Origin of the sequence: Cupriavidus sp. 30B13 (assembly GCF_049059565.2) — a bacterium.
Taxonomy (GTDB): domain Bacteria; phylum Pseudomonadota; class Gammaproteobacteria; order Burkholderiales; family Burkholderiaceae; genus Cupriavidus.
Map to the genome: position 1 here is coordinate 1,370,857 of NZ_CP188224.1, position 18,146 is coordinate 1,389,002.

General features: G+C 71.4%; 14 protein-coding genes. 11 read left to right on the forward strand and 3 right to left on the reverse strand.

What is annotated here, in order from left to right:
* Positions 1-10 precede the first annotated feature (10 nt).
* From araD to ACKI2N_RS25260, 4 genes are all read left to right on the forward strand, one after another.
* Entirely contained in the window at positions 11-1,750 is a 1,740-nt protein-coding gene (gene araD / locus ACKI2N_RS25245) for an L-arabinonate dehydratase (protein ID WP_420991533.1), read from the forward strand.
* A gap of 170 nt (positions 1,751-1,920) precedes the next feature.
* The gene (gene imuA, locus ACKI2N_RS25250) at positions 1,921-2,826 is read left to right on the forward strand and encodes a translesion DNA synthesis-associated protein ImuA (RefSeq protein ID WP_420991534.1); all 906 of its coding nucleotides are present in this window, start codon (positions 1,921-1,923) and stop codon (positions 2,824-2,826) included.
* Positions 2,759-4,315, forward strand: a complete 1,557-nt coding sequence (locus ACKI2N_RS25255) for a Y-family DNA polymerase (RefSeq protein ID WP_420991535.1) — start codon at positions 2,759-2,761, stop codon at positions 4,313-4,315. Before imuA ends, ACKI2N_RS25255 begins: the two co-directional genes overlap by 68 nt.
* Positions 4,316-4,416: 101 nt before the next feature.
* Positions 4,417-7,941: an error-prone DNA polymerase gene (locus tag ACKI2N_RS25260; protein WP_420991536.1), complete on the forward strand. Its 3,525-nt coding sequence runs from the start codon at positions 4,417-4,419 to the stop codon at positions 7,939-7,941.
* Positions 7,942-8,069: 128 nt separating this feature from the next.
* Here the strand turns inward: ACKI2N_RS25260 and ACKI2N_RS25265 are convergent, their stop codons facing one another.
* Positions 8,070-8,321, reverse strand: a complete 252-nt coding sequence (locus ACKI2N_RS25265; RefSeq protein ID WP_420991537.1) for a hypothetical protein — start codon at positions 8,319-8,321, stop codon at positions 8,070-8,072.
* 419 nt (positions 8,322-8,740) lie between these two features.
* On the opposite strand from ACKI2N_RS25265, the gene ACKI2N_RS25270 reads away from it, so the two are divergent.
* Positions 8,741-10,684, forward strand: coding sequence for a methyl-accepting chemotaxis protein (locus ACKI2N_RS25270; RefSeq protein ID WP_420991538.1), 1,944 nt, complete (start codon positions 8,741-8,743; stop codon positions 10,682-10,684).
* Between the two features lie 370 nt (positions 10,685-11,054).
* Here ACKI2N_RS25270 and ACKI2N_RS25275 read toward each other — a convergent pair whose 3' ends face one another.
* Positions 11,055-11,963, reverse strand: coding sequence for a DMT family transporter (locus tag ACKI2N_RS25275; RefSeq protein WP_420991539.1), 909 nt, complete (start codon positions 11,961-11,963; stop codon positions 11,055-11,057).
* A 346-nt stretch (positions 11,964-12,309) separates the two neighbouring features.
* Between ACKI2N_RS25275 and ACKI2N_RS25280 the strand changes: the two genes are divergently transcribed.
* From ACKI2N_RS25280 to ACKI2N_RS25290, 3 genes are all read left to right on the forward strand, one after another.
* Positions 12,310-12,492, forward strand: a complete 183-nt coding sequence (locus ACKI2N_RS25280; protein ID WP_420991540.1) for a hypothetical protein — start codon at positions 12,310-12,312, stop codon at positions 12,490-12,492.
* A 64-nt stretch (positions 12,493-12,556) separates the two neighbouring features.
* Positions 12,557-12,805, forward strand: a complete 249-nt coding sequence (locus ACKI2N_RS25285; protein ID WP_420991541.1) for a GlsB/YeaQ/YmgE family stress response membrane protein — start codon at positions 12,557-12,559, stop codon at positions 12,803-12,805.
* A gap of 70 nt (positions 12,806-12,875) precedes the next feature.
* On the forward strand, positions 12,876-13,370 hold the full coding sequence (locus ACKI2N_RS25290; protein WP_420991542.1) for a hypothetical protein: 495 nt from the start codon (positions 12,876-12,878) through the stop codon (positions 13,368-13,370).
* A 73-nt stretch (positions 13,371-13,443) separates the two neighbouring features.
* Here ACKI2N_RS25290 and ACKI2N_RS25295 read toward each other — a convergent pair whose 3' ends face one another.
* Positions 13,444-14,238: an IclR family transcriptional regulator gene (locus tag ACKI2N_RS25295; protein ID WP_420991544.1), complete on the reverse strand. Its 795-nt coding sequence runs from the start codon at positions 14,236-14,238 to the stop codon at positions 13,444-13,446.
* Between the two features lie 110 nt (positions 14,239-14,348).
* On the opposite strand from ACKI2N_RS25295, the gene ACKI2N_RS25300 reads away from it, so the two are divergent.
* The 3 genes from ACKI2N_RS25300 (at position 14,349) to ACKI2N_RS25310 (ending at position 18,143) form a co-directional block, all read left to right on the forward strand.
* A complete protein-coding gene (locus ACKI2N_RS25300; protein ID WP_420991545.1) occupies positions 14,349-15,968 on the forward strand; it encodes an acyl-CoA carboxylase subunit beta in 1,620 nt (539 codons plus the stop codon).
* 80 nt (positions 15,969-16,048) lie between these two features.
* Positions 16,049-17,209, forward strand: a complete 1,161-nt coding sequence (locus ACKI2N_RS25305; RefSeq protein ID WP_420991547.1) for an acyl-CoA dehydrogenase family protein — start codon at positions 16,049-16,051, stop codon at positions 17,207-17,209.
* Positions 17,210-17,273: 64 nt separating this feature from the next.
* Complete coding sequence (locus ACKI2N_RS25310; RefSeq protein WP_420991548.1) at positions 17,274-18,143, forward strand: enoyl-CoA hydratase/isomerase family protein; 870 nt, start codon at positions 17,274-17,276, stop codon at positions 18,141-18,143.
* The last annotated feature ends 3 nt before the right edge of the window (positions 18,144-18,146 follow it).

Genomic DNA, 18,146 nt, shown 5'->3' on the forward strand with positions numbered 1-18,146 from the left:
GCCACCCGCCATGAGCAGAAAGCGAATTGAACTGTCCCAGCTGCGCAGCCAGCGGTGGTTCGGAGCGGCCGGCCAGCCCGGCAACCACAAGTCCTATCGCACCAAGCAGATGGGCTACACCAGCGAGGACTTCCAGGGCAAGCCCGTCATCGGCATCCTCAGCACGTGGTCCGACCTCAACAGTTGCCACACGCATTTCCCGCAGCGCATCGAGGAGGTCAAGCGCGGCGTCTGGCAGGCCGGCGGCTTCCCGGTGGTGATGCCGACCCTGAGCGTGGGCGAGACCTACGTCCGCCCCAGCACGCTGATCTACCGCAACCTGCTGGCGATGGACGCGGAAGAGATCCTGCGCTCGCACCCGATCGACGGCGCCGTGCTGCTGGGCGGCTGCGACAAGACCACGCCCGGGCTGCTGATGGCGGCCGCCTCGGTCAACATCCCGGCCATCTTCGTGCCCGCCGGCGCGATGCTGCGCGGGCACTGGCGCGGGCAGCAGATGCTGGGCACCGGCTCCAGCACCTGGCAGGCCCTGGCCGACTACCGCGCCGGCAAGCTCGACGAGAAATCGTGGCGGCAGGTCGGCGAGGGCACGGCCCGCTCGCCGGGCACCTGCAACACCATGGGCACGGCCTCGACCATGACCAGCATGGCCGACGCGCTGGGGCTCACCCTGCCGGGCGCCAGCTCGATCCCCGCCGTCGACGCCACGCATTCGCAGATGGCGTCGACGTCCGGGCGCCGCATCGTCGAGATGGTGTGGGAAGACCTGCGGCCGAAGGACATCGTGACGCGCCAGAGCTTCCTGAACGCCGTGGTCACGGACATGGCGCTGTCCGGCTCGACCAACTCCCTCATCCACCTCGTGGCGATGGCGCGCCGCCTCGGCGTCGAATTGTCGCTGGACGATTTCTCGCGCGCCAGCGAAACGGTGCCGGTGCTGTGCAACCTGCAGCCCAGCGGCACCTACCTGATGGAGGACCTGTTCTACGCGGGCGGATTGCTGGCCCTGCTCAAGCGCATCGCCCCGCATCTCGACCTGTCCTGCCAGACGGTCACCGGCCGCACGCTGGGCGAGAACATCGAGCAGGCCGAGGTCTATAACGACGACGTCATCCGCACCGAGGAAAACCCGGTCTACGGCGCCGGCGGGCTGGTGGTGCTGCGCGGCAACCTGGCGCCGCGCGGCGCGGTGCTCAAGCGCGCCGCCGCCGAGCCCCGCCTGCTCCAGCACACCGGCCCGGCCGTGGTCTTCCGCAACTTCCAGGACATGCTCGCGCGCGTGGACGACCCCGACCTGCCCGTGACCGCGGACAGCGTGCTGGTGCTGCAGGACAGCGGCCCGACTGGTGCGCCCGGCATGCCGGAATGGGGCATGCTGCCGATCCCGAAGAAGCTGCTGGCGGCCGGCGTGCGCGACATGGTGCGTATCTCCGACGCGCGCATGAGCGGCACCAGCTACGGCACCTGCGTCTTGCACGTGTGCCCGGAAAGCCGCGTGGGCGGGCTGCTGGGGCTGGTGCGCGACGGCGACCTGGTGCGCCTCGACACCGAGGGCCGCCGCCTCGACCTGCTGGTCGACGAGGCGGAGATCGAAGCGCGGCGCAAGGCCTGGGTGGCGCCGCCGCCGCACTACGAGCGCGGCTTCGGCCTGCTGCATATCGAGCACGTGCTGCAGGCGGACGAGGGCTGCGACCTCGATTTCCTCGCCAAGCAGGGCACCGTGCCCGATCCGGAAGCGCGCTTCTCGTAGGCGGGGCCTCGCGTCTGCCACTCGTCTCGGCGCCGTCCCGCCACGGGGCGGCGCTTCCGGCACTCCCTCCCATCTCCCCTTGCGCCAATCCGAATACTGTATAAACATACAGTATTCGGAGATTTCGCCTCATCCGCCGGATAAGGCAGCCACGAGGCCGCAAGCGTCACATGAATTCCCTTGTTTTTCCCGGCTCGCACGAGCCGCCACCCGATGCGTCGTCGCCCGGTTGCCTTCTGGACCGGCCTGCCGAGGCAGACCGCCATGAGGCGCTGAACGCGCTCGCGCGGCGCCATCCCGGCCTGTGGCGCGCCGGGCAGCTTGGCCGCGCGGGCCACGCGGGCAGCGTGCCGGCGCTGGAGACGGGCCATGCGGCGCTGTCGGCCGAATTGCCGGGCGGCGGCTGGCCGCTGGGAGCCCTGACCGAGCTGCTGCTGGCCGAGCCCGGCGTGGGCGAGCTGCGCCTGCTGCGGCCGGCGCTGGCCGCGCTGGCGGCGGCGCAGCGGCGGCTGGCGCTGGTGGGGCCGCCGCACTTGCCGAATGCCGCCTGCCTGGCCGGCTGGGAGCTGCCGGCGCGGCAGGTGTTCTGGGTGCGCGCGCCGGCCGGCGCGGGCAAGGCCGCGGCGCAGGCCGACGTGCTGTGGGCGGCGGAGCAGGTGCTGCGCAGCCAGGCCTTCGGCGGAGTCATGGTGTGGCTGCCCGCGGCGCGGCCCGAGGCGCTGCGCCGCCTGCAGGTGCTGGCGCAGGCGGGCGACGCGGTGGTGTGGGCCATGCGCCCGGCCAGCGTGCTGCGCGAGTCGTCGCCGGCGGTGCTGCGGCTGCTGCTGGCGCCGGCGCCGGGCAACGCGCTGTCGATCACCTTCCACAAGCGGCGCGGGCCGGTGCGCGAGCAGCCGCTGGTGCTGCCGCTCGGCGAGATGGTGGCGGTGCCGGGCCGTCCGTCCGCGCGGCGGCCCGCGCCGGCGCAGGCGCCGCGCGTTTCACCGGCCGTTGCGGGAGAGCAAGACCATGTCGTACTGGATCGCGGTGCATCTGCCGCGCCTGTCGCTGGACGCGCTGCAGCCGAACTGGCCTGAGCCGGACGCGGCCGCCGCGGTCCCCGGCGTGCTGCATCACGGCGTGCCGGTGGCGGTGATGGAGCGCGAGCGCGTGGTGCTGGCCAATACCCCTGCGCTGGCACTGGGCGTGCAGGCCGGCATGCGGCGCGGCGGCGTGCAGGCCTTGTCGGCGCGGGTGGTGCAGCTCGAGCGCGAGCCGGCGGCGGAGGCGCAGCTGATGACGGCGCTGGCGCTGGCGCTGCTGCATTTCTCGCCGCACGTGACCTTGCACCCGGACCCCGAGGCGGCCACGGTGATGATCGATGCGGGCGCCAGCGTGCGGCTGTTCGGCGGGCATCGCGCGCTGTGCCGCGCGGTCTATGCGCGGGTGCGCCGGCTGGGCGTGTTCCTCCAGCTCGGCTGCGCGCCGACCGCCTTCGGCGCGGCGTGGCTGGCGGCGCAGCCGTTCCGGCGCGACCGCCGCGGCGCCATGGTGCGCCCGGCGCGGCGCGCGCTGCGGCCGGCGCGCATGGCGCGGCTGCTGGACCGCCTGCCGGTGGGCATGCTGCATAACGTGGCCGACGAAGGCTGGCTGGACGGCATCGGCTGCCGCACCGTGGGCGAGGTGCGCCGCCTGCCGCGCGCCGGTTTGCGGCGCCGCCTCGGCGCGGACGTGCTGGTGCGGCTGGACCAGGCCTATGGCGCGGTGCCGGTGCGCTTTACCTGGTTCAGCGCGCCGCCCGCGTTCGCGCAGCGCATGGAACTGCCGGGCCGCACCGAATCGGTCCAGGGCGTGATGGCCGGCGCGCAGCGCCTGCTGCTGGCGCTGGGCGGCTGGCTGGCGGTGCGGCAGGCCGGCGTGACGCGCCTGGCGCTGCGGCTCGAGCATGAGCGCTACCGCCTGGGCTGCGAGACCCCGGCCACGCCGGTGACGGTGAGCCTGGCCGAGCCCAGCCGCGATCCGGCGCACTTGGGCCGGCTGCTGCAGGAGCGGCTGGACAAGGTGCAGTTCACCGTGCCGGCGGTGGGGCTGCTGCTGGCGGTGGAAGCCATGCAGGACTGCCTGCCGCGCAGCGCGGCGCTGTTTCCCGACCCGGGCGGCACGCCGGCCGGGCTGGGCCGCCTGCTCGATACCTTGATGGCGCGCCTGGGCCGCGAGAACGTGCTGCAGCCCCGGCCGCTGGCGGACCACCGGCCCGAGTGCGCCAGCCGCTGGTGCCCGGTGGACGAGATGCCGGCGCGCGCGGCGGCGGCGGCGGCCCCGCAGGCCTGGCCCGCGCGCCCGCCGTGGCTGCTGGCGCAGCCGCTGCCGCTGGCCGTGCAGCGCCACCGGCCTTGCCACGGCGGGCCGCTGGTCCTGCTGTCGCGGCCCGAGCGCATCGAGTCCGGCTGGTGGGACGACGCGCTCGCCACGCGCGATTATTTCGTCGCCGAGCGCGCCGACGGCCTGCGCTGCTGGGTCTACCGCCAGCGCCCGGGGCGCGAGGAGGGCGGTGAATACCGCTGGTTCCTGCACGGGCTGTTCTGAGGGCCGCTTCGCTTCGCGGCTTGGCTTCACGGCTTCACCTCATCGCTTTGCCTCATCGCTTTGCCTCACGCGTCGCTTCACATTCGGTATCCGTCTCCATCATGTCCAGCCAGCCAGCCGCTCCTTCGTTTTCCGCCTTGCCGGCCGCGCTCTCGGCGCTGCTGCCGGGCTTGCCCGCGCTACCCGATTACGTGGAGCTGCACTGCATCTCGAACTTCACCTTCCTTGAAGGGGCCTCGCATCCGGTCGAGCTGATCGAGCGCGCGTTCGCGCTCGGTTATGGCGGCCTCGCGCTGACCGACGAATGCTCCGTGGCCGGCACGGCGCGCGCGCACCACGCGCTCAAGGACCTGCGCGAGCGCGCCAGCGACGCGCTCGCGCGCAGCGCGGCGCGGCTGGCCGCGGGCCTCGACGCGGGCGAGGACGAAGAAGACGAGGACGACCTGGATGCCCTGGCCGCGGAAGAGGCGGAAGAGGGCGAAAGCCACGAGCCGGGCGCGCAGGACGTCCTGCTGGACGCTGCCGGCCCCGGCGAGGCCGCCGAGGCCCGCCTGCGGCGCCACGAAAAACTGTCCGCCATCGCGGCCGCCGCGCAGGCATTCCGCCTGCTGATCGGCAGCCGTTTCACGCTTGCCGGCCAGGATGGCGAGCCGGCGCTGCGGCTGGTGCTGCTGGCGCAGGACCGCGAGGGCTTCGGCAATCTCTGCGAGTTCATCACGCTGGGCCGCCGGCGCGCGGAAAAAGGGGCCTACCGCCTGCACCCGGAGGACATCGCCGCGCCCACGGGGGAGCAGGCGCACCTGCGCGGCATGCCCAACTGCGTGGCGCTGCTGCTGCCCGCGTATTGCCCCGAGCCACAGGCGCTGCTGCGGCAGGCGCGCTGGATGCGGCAGGTCTTCGGCGAGCGCGCCTGGATCGCGCTCGAGCAATTGCAGGGCCATGCCGATGCGCTGCACCGGCTGCGGCTCGAGGACGCCGCGGCGCAGGCCGGCGTGCCGCTGGCGGCGGCGGGCGCGGTGACCATGCACGTGCGCTCGCGCAAGCCGCTGTCCGACGTGCTCAGCGCGATCCGCGCCGGGCAGACGCTGGCCGAGTGCGGCATGGCGCTGGCGCCCAATGCCGAGCAGCACCTGCGCATGCGCCAGCGGCTGTCGCGGCTCTATCCGCGCGAGGCGCTGGCGCAGACGCTGCGCATCGCCGGCCTGTGCGATTTCTCGCTGGATACGCTGCGCTACGAATATCCGGAAGAGCTGGTGCCCGTCAGCCTGACGCCGTTCAGCCACCTGTACAGCGAGACCATCAAGGGCATGAGGATGCGGTTTCCCGATGGCCTCGATCCCAAGTGGAAAAAGCAGTTGAAGGAGGAACTCGCCCTGATCCAGGAAAAAGGGTACGAATCGTTCTTCCTCACCGTGCACGACATCGTGCGTTTCGCGCGCCGCGAGGGCATCCTGTGCCAGGGGCGCGGCTCCGCGGCCAACTCGCTGGTCTGCTATTGCCTGTTCATCACCGAGGTCCACCCGGCCGACACCAACATGCTGTTCGGCCGCTTTCTCTCGCGCGAGCGCGACGAGGCACCCGACATCGATGTCGATTTCGAGCACCAGCGGCGCGAGGATGTCATCCAGTACATCTACGAGAAATACAGCAGGGACCGCGCCGCGCTGGCCGCCTCGCTGATCACCTACCGCTCGCGCAGCGCGCTGCGCGACGTGGGCCGCGCGCTGGGCATCGATGCCAGCGTGATCGAGCAGGTGGTCAAGGGCCAGGCGTGGTGGGACGGCCCGCGCGGGTTTCTCGAGCGCATCTCGCAGTACGGGCTGGATCCGGAATCGCTGGCGGTGCGGCAGTGGGCCAGCCTGACCATGCAGCTGCGCGGCTTTCCGCGCCACCTGTCGCAGCACGTGGGCGGCTTCGTGATCGCGCGGGACAAGCTGTCGCGGCTGGTGCCGATCGAGAACGCGGCCATGGTGGACCGCAGCGTGATCCAGTGGGACAAGGACGACCTCGAATCGCTCGGCCTGCTCAAGGTGGACGTGCTGGCGCTGGGCATGCTGTCGGCGATCCGGCGCGCGCTGGAAATGATCCCGGGCCCGTCCGGCGCGCCGATGCGCATGGCGGAGATTCCCCGCGAGGACGGCAAGACCTACGACATGATCTGCGCGGCCGAGACCATCGGCGTGTTCCAGGTGGAATCGCGCGCGCAGCAGTCGATGCTGCCGCGCCTGCGGCCGCGCAACTTCTACGACCTAGTGGTGGAAGTGGCCATCGTGCGGCCCGGCCCGATCCAGGGCGGCATGGTGCATCCCTTCCTCAAGCGGCGCGAGCTGGTGCGGCGCACCGGCAAGCAGCCCGTGTACCACGACAAGATCATCCAGGACGTGCTGGGCCGTACCCTGGGCGTGCCGATCTTCCAGGAGCAGGTGATGCAGCTGGCCATCGACGCGGCCGGCTTCACGCCCGGCGAGGCCGACCATCTGCGCCGCTCGATGGCGGCGTGGCGGCGCAAGGGCGACCTGCGCAAGTACCAGGACAAGCTGGTCAGGGGACTGACCGCCAACGACTATCCCGAGTCCTTCGCGCTGGCCATCTGCAAGCAGATCGAAGGTTTCGGCGAGTACGGCTTCCCGGAAAGCCACGCCGCCAGCTTCGCCAAGCTGGTCTACATCAGCGCGTGGATCAAGTGCCGCCATCCGGCCGCCTTCCTGTGCGCGCTGCTCAACAGCCAGCCGATGGGCTTCTATTCGCCCTCGCAACTGGTGCAGGATGCGCGCCGCAACGGCGTGCGCACGCGCCCGGCGGACGTCACGGTGAGCGGCTGGGAAAGCACGCTCGAAGCGGATGTGGAAGCGGATGTGAAAGCGGAAGCGGAGGCGGACGCGGATGTGGACGCGGAGGATGGCCGCGCGCAGCCGGCCGTGCGGCTCGGCCTCAATCGCGTGAAAGGCATGGGCAAGGACGTGGCGCTGCGCATCGAGGCGGCGCGCGCCGAACGGCCCTTCGCCAGCGTGGAAGACCTGGTGCTGCGCGCCTGCCTGGACCGCCACGACATCGACGCGCTGGCCGCCGCCGACGCGCTGTCCGCGCTCGCCGGGCATCGCCGCCAGGCGCGCTGGCAGGCCCGCGCCGCCGCGCTGCAGGCGGCCCACCGCGACCTGCTCTATGCGGCACCGCCGGCCGAGAGCGAACTCACCTTGCCCGCGCCGCGGCTGGGCGAGGACGTGGCCGCCGACTATGCCAGCACGGGCCTGTCATTGAAGTCGCATCCGCTGGCGCTGCTGCGCCCGCGCCTGGAGGCCATGAAATACGCCACCGCGCAGCAGCTTGCGCAGTGCGGCAACGGCCGGCGCGTGCGCGCCTGCGGCATCGTCACCGTGCGCCAGCGGCCCGCCACCGCCAGCGGCACCATCTTTGTCTCGATCGAGGACGAGACCGGCGCCGTCAACGTGATCCTGTGGCCGGACCTGGTCGAGCGCCAGCGCAAGGAAGTGCTCGGGGCCACCATGCTGGGCGTGATCGGCACCTGGCAGCGGCAGGGCGAGGTCAGGCACCTGGTGGCGCAGCAACTGGTGGATCTCAGCCCGCTGCTGGGCCGCCTGATGGTGATGAGCCGGGATTTTCACTGAGGCGGTGCCCGCGGCGCGCGCACGTCTTGCCTGTCTTGCCTGTGCCGGCGGCGGCCTGTTCCCTCTGCCCGGGCCGTTCACTCAGGCGCATGCCCGCACGCCGCCGGCATGCGGGCATGGCTGCGGCGCTACAGCGCGCGCGTGCCTTGCGCCGGGGTCTGCCACTGAGCCTGGCGCGGCACCTCGTCGCGCCAGCCCACTGCCTTCAGCACGGCGAAGCCATGTGCCGTCACACGCGGGCAGCGATGCCCGTTGGTGCAATCCTCGAGCGATACCAGGCCGCGCTCGACCAGGGTGTCCAGATCGACGGGGTCGAGTTCCAGGCAGTCCTGCGCATCGCGGACCAGCAGCAAGGTGGCAAATTCATGGGGACTCAGCATCAGTGACTCCTGGGTGGGAAGCCTGCGCTCGCAGGCCTTCGAGGACAAAATCGCTGACCAGAAGACAGCGTTGCCGCGAATTGGTTCAAGGTCTTTCGTGCCTCCCGGCGTGCCTCCTGGCCGGTGTGCCCACCGGCTTCGCTTGGCTTCGTTGTACGTTTTCTTTGCGTCCGTTTTGTGTCCGCTTTGTTTATCTTCCCGCTGTCTTGCCCCCGGCGTACCCGTTCCCCGCGTCGTCCCCCTTGCCTGTCGGTGCTCGCCCCTCCTTGCCGGCGCCCGCTTTGCGGGCATGCTGCACCGCGCTTGTGCCGTTCTCGCCCCGCCGTTGTGCGGCTGAAAATAAGCTGTAACAAGAGCCTTCAGGATGCGGGCAAGCAGCCGATACAAGCCGCATGCGAGCGTTTTTCCCGAGGACTTTCGTGGCGACCTTTCTTTCCCCCGCGGTGCGCGTGATGGCGCGCCTGAACATCATCCGCAAGCTCGCCTTGCTTGCCGTGCTGTTCCTGATCCCGCTATGCGGCTCGCTCTACGCGGTGCTCAGCATGTCGGTGCAGTCCATCGGCGCCGCGCGCGACGAAGTGCGCGGCCTGGTCATCGTCGACCGCGCGCTCGATTTCATGCGCGAGACCCAGGTCAGGCGCGGCGCGGCCAACGCGGTGCTGGCCGGCAACGCCGCTTTCCGCGCCACCTTCGACGCCGCCGATGCCAAGGCAGCGGCACACCTCGCGCAGCTGCGGCAGGACGCCGGGGCAAGCGGCAGTTTCGATGTGATGCCCGATGCGGAAAAGCTCGCGCAGGCCTGGCAAGCCATGCATGAATCGGGCCTGAAAGGCACCGCCGCGCCGCTGTTCGAGCAGCACAGCGCGCTGGTCAAGCAGACCCGCCTGTTCATCGCCGACGTGGCGGACCGCTCGTCGCTCGCGCTGGACCCGGACAGCGGCTCCTACTACCTGATCAACCTGCTGGTGGGTCCCATGCCGAAGCTGGCCGAACTGAGCGCGCTGGCGCGCGGCAGGGGCGCGGCCATCATCACCCAGGGCGGCTATTCCGATGCGGCGCAGCAGGCCGAACTGGCCGCGCTGGCCGAGCAGATTCATGACGGACTGGAATCGGTGCGGCGCGATATCGGCCGCGTCACGCGCGCGGCGCCCGGCTACCGCGAGCGGGTGGACGCGGCGCAGGCCAAGCTGTCCGCCATGGACGCCTTCTACGCCACGCTCAAGGACAAGATGCTCGGCACCGGCGGCATCGCCATCGACGCCAAGGCGTATTTCGACAACGCCAGCGCCGCCATCGAGGCGGTGTCGGCGGTCAACAAGGAGTTCTCCGACATCACGCATGCCATGCTGGAGCAGCGCATCGCCGCCGAGGTCCTGCGGCTCGAAGTGCTGGGCGGGGTGGCGCTGGTGGCCGTGGGCGCCGCCCTCTACCTGTTCGCCGGCTTCGCCGCCGGCATGCGCGGCGACGTGCGCGAGGTGGCGGGGATGGTGGAGCGCATCAATGCCGGCGACCTCGCCGTGCACGCCGAGGTGCGCGGCAAGGACGAGCTGAGCGAGGTCAAGCGCCACCTGCTGTCGCTGGTGCAGACCTGGCGCGCGCTGATCGGCGACACCAAGGCCGGCGCGCACAACGTGCTGGCCGCCGCCGGCGAGATCGCGCAGGGCAACCTGGACCTGTCGCAGCGCACCGAGGAGCAGGCGTCGTCGCTGGAGCAGACCGCCGCCAGCATGGAGCAGCTCACCGCCGCCGTGCAGCAGAACGCCAGCAGCGCCGACCAGGCCAGCCTGCTCGCCGGCGAGGCGCGCGAGATCGCGCAGGCGGGCGGCGCCTCGGTGGGCCGCGTGCTGCAGACCATGAGCGAGATCGAGGCCGACTCCAGGCGCATCGTCGAGATCATCGCGGTGATCGACTCGATCGCCTTCCAGACCAATATCCTCGCGCTCAATGCCGCGGTGGAAGCGGCGCGCGCCGGCGAATACGGGCGCGGCTTCGCCGTGGTGGCCACCGAGGTGCGCAGCCTGGCCCAGCGCGCGGGCAGCTCGGCCAAGGAAATCCGCACGCTGATCTCGCAATCGGTGCAGCGCGTGGCGACAGGCTCCACGCTGGCCGGCGACGCCGCCACGACCATGGACAACATCGTCGGCGCGGTCCGGCGCGTCACCGCCATGATGGACGAGATCGGCCGCGCCTCGCACGAGCAGAGCAACGGCATCGCCCAGGTCAACCAGGCGGTCGCGCAGATGGACCAGGTCACGCAGCAGAACGCCGCGCTGGTGGAGCAGGCCGCCGCCGCGGCCGACGCGCTCAAGGAACAGGCGCAGCGCATGGAGCAGGCGGTGGCGGTGTTCCGGCTGGAGGCGTAGCGGGGGAGAGGGCGGGGGCCGGCGAATGCTGCCGTGCTGGAAAAAGCCAGCGGCTTCGTTCCTCGCCGCCATGCTGGACCACACCGTTGGCCCCGCTCGATGTGGCTCCTAGTCAAACCGCCCCTCTCCCCAACCCTCTCCCCGTGAGGGGAGAGGGAGAACACCTTGTTTGGGCTAGCTCGGGCGGTGTGGGCGCAGCTCGGGGCTTCGTTCATTGCTCCCGTTTTGCTCCCCTCTCCCGCTTGCGGGAGAGGGGCCGGGGGAGAGGGCCGGCGCCCGCCAACGGCGAAAACCGTCACGCCACGCAGACGCCAGCCTTCTTGGCGCAGCCTTGTCGCTGCGACGCGACCGGCCCAGGCGCCATCTCCTCTCACCTCCGGTTGGCCAGCCAGATGCCGCCGACGATGGCGGCCAGCCCGGCCGCGTGGAACCAGCGCGGCCAGTCGCCCAGCAGCGCGCTCGACATCAGCGCGGCGAACACCGGCGTGAGGGTGAAGAAGAACACCGGCAATTGCGCGCCGGCGCGCGCGATGGCGCGGTCCCAGGCGAAGTAGCCCAGCAGCGACGGCACCGTGGCCACGTACAGCAGGATGGCGGCCACCTTGCCGTCGAGGTGCAGCGGCGCGTGCGGCGCCGCCAGTTCCCATGCCGCGAACGGCGCGCTGGCCAGCACGCCGGCCACGATCTGCGCGAACAGCAGCACCGCCAGCGGCAGGTCGGGGCGCCGCTTGCGCAGCAGCCAGGTGTAGGCGCTCCAGGTGACGGTGGCGGCCAGCATGAACAGGTCGCCCGGCACGAAATCGAGCTGCGCCAGCCGCGCGGGGTCGCCGCGCAGCAGCACCACGCCCACGCCGGCCAGGCAGAGCAGGGCGCCCGCCACGTGCCAGCCGCGCACCCGCTCGTGGAAGAACAGCGCGCCGATGATCAGCAGGAAGATCGGCGCCGAGGCCCCGATCAGCGTCACGTTGATCGGCGACGAGGTGGTCAGCGCGAGGTACTGCATGGCGTTGTAGACCGACACCGACAGCACGCCCATCGCGGCGATCACGCCGGCGTGCCGCTTCAGCGCGGCGGCGTGCACGCGCAAGTCGCGCCACACGGCCGGCGCCAGCAGCAGCCCGGCGAGCGCCCAGCGCGCGAAGTTCAGCGTGACCGGCGGGATGGCGCCGGCCGCGTAGTGGCCGACGATGGCGTTGCCGGCCCAGCTCAGCGGCGGGAAGGTCAGCAGGCCGAGGGTGGTCCAGTCGAGGCCGGTCTTGCCGGCGGCGGTAGCGCGCATGTGAAGGTTGTCGTCCTGTCGGTGTTCTTGTTCTTGTCTTGTTTTCGGCTTGTTTCCGCCTTGTTCTTGCGCCGGCGGGTGCCCGGGTGCCTGCCCGTCTTCTTTCGCCTCGTGCGCGGGCATTATGCCGCAGCGCCGATTGCAAACGATTGTCAGGGGCATGCCGCATGCGGCTGCCTTGCGCTAGTCTGCATGCGTGCCGCGTGTCGTCACGCCGGGCGGCGAGCCTGGAAAAGTGCCGGATACGAACTGTTACACGGGTACGCCGGCCGGCTGTCAACAGCGCAAACCGGCAAGCCGTTTTTACAGGCAACGCGCAAGCCGCGCGCCTTACCTGGAGATTGCAATGAAAAAGGTTCTCGCCATCCTGACCCTCGGACTCTTCGCTGCCGGCGCCTATGCGCAAGCTCCCGCCGCCGAGGCGGCCAAGGAGCCGGCCAAGGTCGAAAAGACCGCGCATAAGAGCGCCAAGGCACACGGCACCAAGCACGCCAAGGCCGCCACGCCGGCCAAGCCCGCCGCGCAGTAAGCAATGCGGCGTTTCGGAATGCGCCTCGCCCGGGGCGCATTCTTTTATCCAGCCCCCTGACCTCATGCACCTGATCTGGACGATTCTCATCGGCTTCGTGGCCGGCCTCGTGGCGCGCGCCATCACGCCCGGCAGCGGCCCCAGCGGCTTTTTCCTGACCGCCGCGCTCGGCATTGCCGGCGCGCTCGCCGCCACCTTCCTCGGGCAGCTCCTGCACTGGTACCGCCCGGGCCAGTCGGCCGGCTTCATCGGCGCGGTGGTCGGCGCGGTGATCCTGCTGGTGGCTTATCACCTGGTTGCCCGCAAGGGCTGAAGTTTCCCGGCGCCCCCGCCTTCTTTCCCGACCCAACGCAACCCCCGCAACGCAACCCCCGGAGCCGATCATGAGCCTGATGGATATCCTGCAGAACGCCGCCTCCGCCCTCGGCGGCAACCCCGAGCAACAGGTGGACCACCTCGCCCGGAATGCGCCGCCCGGCGCGCTCGGCGAACTGCTGGCGGGCGCCTTCCGCTCCGACCAGACGCCGGCCTTCGGCAACATGGTGGGCGAGCTGTTCGGCCAGTCCAGCGGCACGCAGCAGGCCGGCATGCTCAACCAGCTGCTGGCCCTGCTGGGGCCGGCCGTGCTGTCCGGCGCGGCCGGCGGCGCGCTGGGCAAGGTGATGGCGCCCGGCGCCACGCAGGTCACGCCGGAACAGGCCAGCCAGCTGACGCCGGCGCAGGTGCAGGAGATCGCCGCCCACGCCGAGCAGGCGCATCCGGGCGTGGTCGACCAGATCGCCGGCTTCTACGCGCAGCATCCCACGCTGGTCAAGACCATCGGCAGCGCCGCGCTGGCCATCGCGCTGGCCAAGTTCCGCGAGCGGCAGCAGGCCTGAGCCGCGCCGGCGCCGGCCGGCCTTCATCGGGCCTTCGCCGGCATTGAGCGGAGTCAGCCGGAATCAGCCGGAATCAGCCGGCCGGCCCGAACGCCTCGCGGATCATGGCGCCGATTTCGTGGCGCCGCGCCACCGGCATGCGCGAGGCGGTCGAGACGATGCTGATGGCCGCCTCGCCTGCCAGCGGCAGCGCGAACGCATATCCCACCCCCGCCACCCCGCCGGCGCCGGCCAGCGCGTAGCCCTGCTTGCGGCTGCGTTCCACGCCGCGCTGCAGCTTGAGCAGGCTCAGGCCGCTGGCCTCGTACCCGGCGCGGTGGCGCTCGAAGTGCGCGGCGATTTCCTCGTCGGCCAGCTTGGCCAGCAGCGCCATGCTGGCGGTGCCCTGGCCCAGCAGCCGCGTGCTGCCGGTCAGCAGGTGGAAATGCTGCACGCGGTGGCTGCCTTCCTCGGCATGCATGCAGTAGCCGTGGTCGCCGATGCGCACGATCAGGAAGACCGTATCGCCGGTGCGGCGCGCCAGCGCCTTCATGCGCGTGGCGCAGGCGCTGGCCAGCGGCGAGCGGTTCATGGTGCGCAGGCCCAGCGCCATCGCCGCCATGCCGAGCCGGAAGCGCTTGCCTTGCTCGTCCTGGCTGGCGAAGCCGGCGTGCGTCAGGTAGCGCAGCATGCGGTGGGCCGTGGTGCGGTCGATGCCGGTCCGCGCCACCATCTGCGCCAGCGTCATGCCGGCTTCATGATGTTCGGCCAGCAGGCATAACAGGGTAAACGCGCGGTCCAGGCTCTGCACGCCGGGCATGGGCGGCGCGGCCGGCGGGCCCTGGGGCGCGGGCGCGGAAGGCTGGGCGGGGGCAGGGGGCATCGGCATGGCGGTGTCGGAGCGGGTTTGTGCACATTATGCACAAATGGAGCGTTTGCGCTTGTCCGCCGCGGGCGCCTGGTTTGCAATCGATGCATTCCAGTCCCTTGCCGAGCGCCATGCTTCCCATCGAGTCCCGGATCGATCCCGCCAGTCCCGTCTTCGCCAGCCAGCGCGACGGCATGCAAGCCCTGATCGGGCGCCTGCGCGCGCTGGAGCAGCGCGCCGCCGCCGCTTCCGAGCGCGCCCGCCCGTCCTTCGCCCGGCGCGGCGCGCTGCTGCCGCGCGAGCGGCTGGCCCGCCTGCTGGACCCGGCCAGCGCCTTCCTGCCGATCGCCAGCCTCGCCGGCTACGGCATGGACGATCCCGACCCCGAGACCTCGATTCCCGGCGGCTCGCTGGTGGCCGGCATCGGCTTTGTCAGCGGCGTGCGCGCCATGGTGGTGGCGACCGATTCCGGCATCGACGCCGGCGCCATGACCGAAGGCGGCAACCTCAAGCTGATGCGCTGCCAGGAGATCGCGCTGGAAAACCGCCTGCCGTTCATCCACCTGGTGGAGTCGGCCGGCGCCAACCTGCGCAAATACCGCGTCGACAAGTTCGTGCGCGGCGGCGGCATCTTCTACAACCTCGCGCGCCTGTCCGCCGCCGGCCTGCCGGTGATCACGGTGGTGCACGGCTCGTCCACCGCGGGCGGCGCCTACATGCCCGGCCTGTCCGACTACGTGGTGATGGTGCGCGGCCGCGCCCGCGCCTTCCTGGCCGGCCCGCCGCTGCTCAAGGCCGCCACCGGCGAGATCGCCACCGACGAGGAGCTGGGCGGCGCCGACCTGCACGCCACCGTCAGCGGCCTGGCGGAGTTCCTCGCCGAGGACGACGAGCATGCCATCGCGCTGGCGCGCGACATCGTCTCCAGCCTGGACTGGCCGGCCGTGGCGCCGCCGCTGCCGCGGCCCGCGCGGCCGCCGCGCCTGGACGCGCGCGAGCTGGACGGCGTGATGACGCTGGACGTGAAGAAGCCGGTGGACATGCTGGAGATCGTCGGGCGCATCGTCGACGATTCCGCCTGGCTGCCGTTCAAGCCCGACTACGGCGTGGCCACGGTGTGCGGGCGCGGCCGCATCGAAGGCCACGCGGTGGGCTTCATCGGCAACAACGGCCCGATCGACCCGGCCGGCGCCACCAAGGCGGCGCAGTTCATCCAGTTGTGCAACCAGAGCGGCACGCCCATTGTGTTCCTGCAGAACACCACCGGCTTCATCGTCGGCCGCGCCTCGGAGGAGGCCGGCATGATCAAGCACGGCTCCAAGATGATCCAGGCGCTGTCCAGCTCCACCGTGCCGCAGATCACGCTCTATTGCGGCGCCTCGTACGGCGCCGGCAACTTCGGCATGTGCGGGCGCGGCTTCCGCCCGCGCTTCTGCTTCTCGTGGCCCAACGCGCGCACCGCGGTGATGGGCGGCGAGCAGGCCGCCATGACGCTGGAGATCGTGGCGCGCCAGCAGGCCGCGCGCAAGGGCGTGCCGGTGGACGAGGAGAAACTGGCCCGGCAGACCGGCGAGATCGTGGCCAGCTTCGAGCGCCAGGCCAGCGCCTTCGTCACCAGCGGGCTGCTGCTCGACGACGGCGTGATCGACCCGCGCGACACGCGCGCGGTGCTGGCCTTCGTGCTGGCCACCGCGCGCGAGGCCGAGGCGCGCGCACCGCGCCCGGTGCAGTTCGGCGTGGCGCGCTTCTGATCCGCCCGCCGAGCCGCCCGCCGATCCCCACGCTGATCCGCCCGCCGGCCCACCAAGACAAGACATACGGAGACAACGACATGCTCTACACCGAAGACCACCGCAACATCATCGACAGCATCCGCCGCTTCGTCGATGCGGAGATCAACCCGTTCGTGGACGAATGGGAGGCCGCCGAGATCTTTCCCGCCCACGCGCTGTTCAGGAAGATGGGCGAGCTCGGTTTCCTCGGCATCACCAAGCCGGTGGAGTACGGCGGGCTGGGCCTCGATTTCTCCTACGCGGTGGCGGCCGCCGAAGCCTTCGGCTACGTCGACGCGCAGGGCGTGGGCATGGCGGTGGGCGTGCAGACCGACATGGCCACGCCGGCGCTGACCGCGTTCGGCTCCGATGCGCTCAAGCGCGAATTCCTGGCGCCGGCCATCGCCGGCGAGATGGTGGCGGCGATCGGCGTGTCCGAGGCCGGCGCCGGCTCCGACGTGGCCTCGCTCAAGACGCGCGCGCGCCGCGACGGCGACGACTACGTCATCAGCGGCGCCAAGATGTGGATCACCAACGGCACCCAGGCCGACTGGATCTGCCTGCTGTGCAATACCTCGGACGGCCCGGTGCACAAGAACAAGTCGCTGATCGTGGTGCCGCTCAGGCAGGGCGGCAAGCGCGCGCGCGGCGTCGAGGTGCAGAAGATCAGGAAGTTCGGCATGTGGTGCTCGGACACCGCGCAGATCTTCTTCGACGAGGTGCGCGTGCCGGTGCGCAACCGCATCGGCGAGGAGGGCATGGGCTTCATCTACCAGATGAAACAGTTCCAGGAAGAGCGCCTGAACGGCGCCGCGCGCCGCCTGGCCTGCACCGCGCTGATCGAGCAAACCGCGGACTACCTGCGCCAGCGCGTCGCCTTCGGCAAGCCGCTGCTGGACAACCAGTTCATCCAGTTCAAGCTGGCCGAGCTCAAGACCGAGATGGAGGCGCTGCGCGCGCTGGTCTACATGGCCACCAAGACCTATATCGACGGCGGCGACGTGGTCGAGCTGGCGTCGATGGCCAAGCTCAAGGCCGGGCGCCTGTCGCGCGAGGTGGCCGACTGGTGCATGCAGTTCCAGGGCGGCATGGGCTACACCTGGGACAACCACGCCTCGCGCGCCTACCGCGACTTCCGCCTGGGCTCCATCGGCGGCGGCGCCGACGAGGTGATGCTGACCGTGATCGCCAGGCAGATGGGGATCATGTCGCGCGGCTGAGCGCCGCGCCGCCCGCCGTCCTTTGTCGTCCTTCCCGCATTCACCACGTTTTCCGATGCCAGCCATGAACCAGGCAGTCCAACCCGAAGCCGCCCGGCCCAGCGCGCCCGCCGTGATCGTGCGCGAAGTCCAGGGCGTGCTGTTCGCCACCCTCAACGCGCCGTCCACGCGTAACGCCCTCGCGCCCGAGGTGGTGGCCGCGCTCGATGCCGCCGTGGCGCGCGCCGAAGCCGATGGCGCGGTGCGCGCGCTGGTGCTGCGCGGCGCGGGCGGCTTCTTCTGCGCGGGCGGCAACGTGGGCAACTTCCGCGCGCGGCTCGACGCCGGCCCCGGCGGCGACGACCCGGTGGCCAGCCGCAACCGCGAGTTCGGCTATTTCATGCAGCGCCTCGCCGCGCTGCCGGTGCCGGTGGTGGCGGCGGTGGAGGGCGCGGCGATGGGCGGCGGCATGGGGCTGGCGTGCGCCGCCGACATCGTGCTGGCCACGCGCGACGCGCGCTTTGCCTTGTCGGAGACGACGCTGGGCATCATCGCCGCGCAGATCGCGCCGTTCGTGGTGGCGCGCATCGGCGCCGCGGCCACGCGCCGGCTCGGCCTGTCGGGCGAGCGCGCGAGCGGCGACGCGGCGGTGGCGCTGGGCCTGGCCGACGAACTGGCCGCCGACGGCGCCGCCCTCGATGCATTGCTGGCCGAATGGCTCACGCGCATCTGCCGCTGCGGCCCGCAGGCCAACCGCGCCTTCAAGCCGCTGGTGGCGCGCGCCGCGCGGCTGCCGCAGGGCGAGGCGCTCGACGAAGCCGCGCGGCTGTTCGCGCAATGCATGCGCGGCGAAGGCGCCGAAGGCATCCAGGCCTTCCGCGACAAGCGCGACGCCGCCTGGGTGGCGCGCTTCGACGCCGCCGCCGTGCGCGCCGCGCAGGCCACGCAAGACTGACAC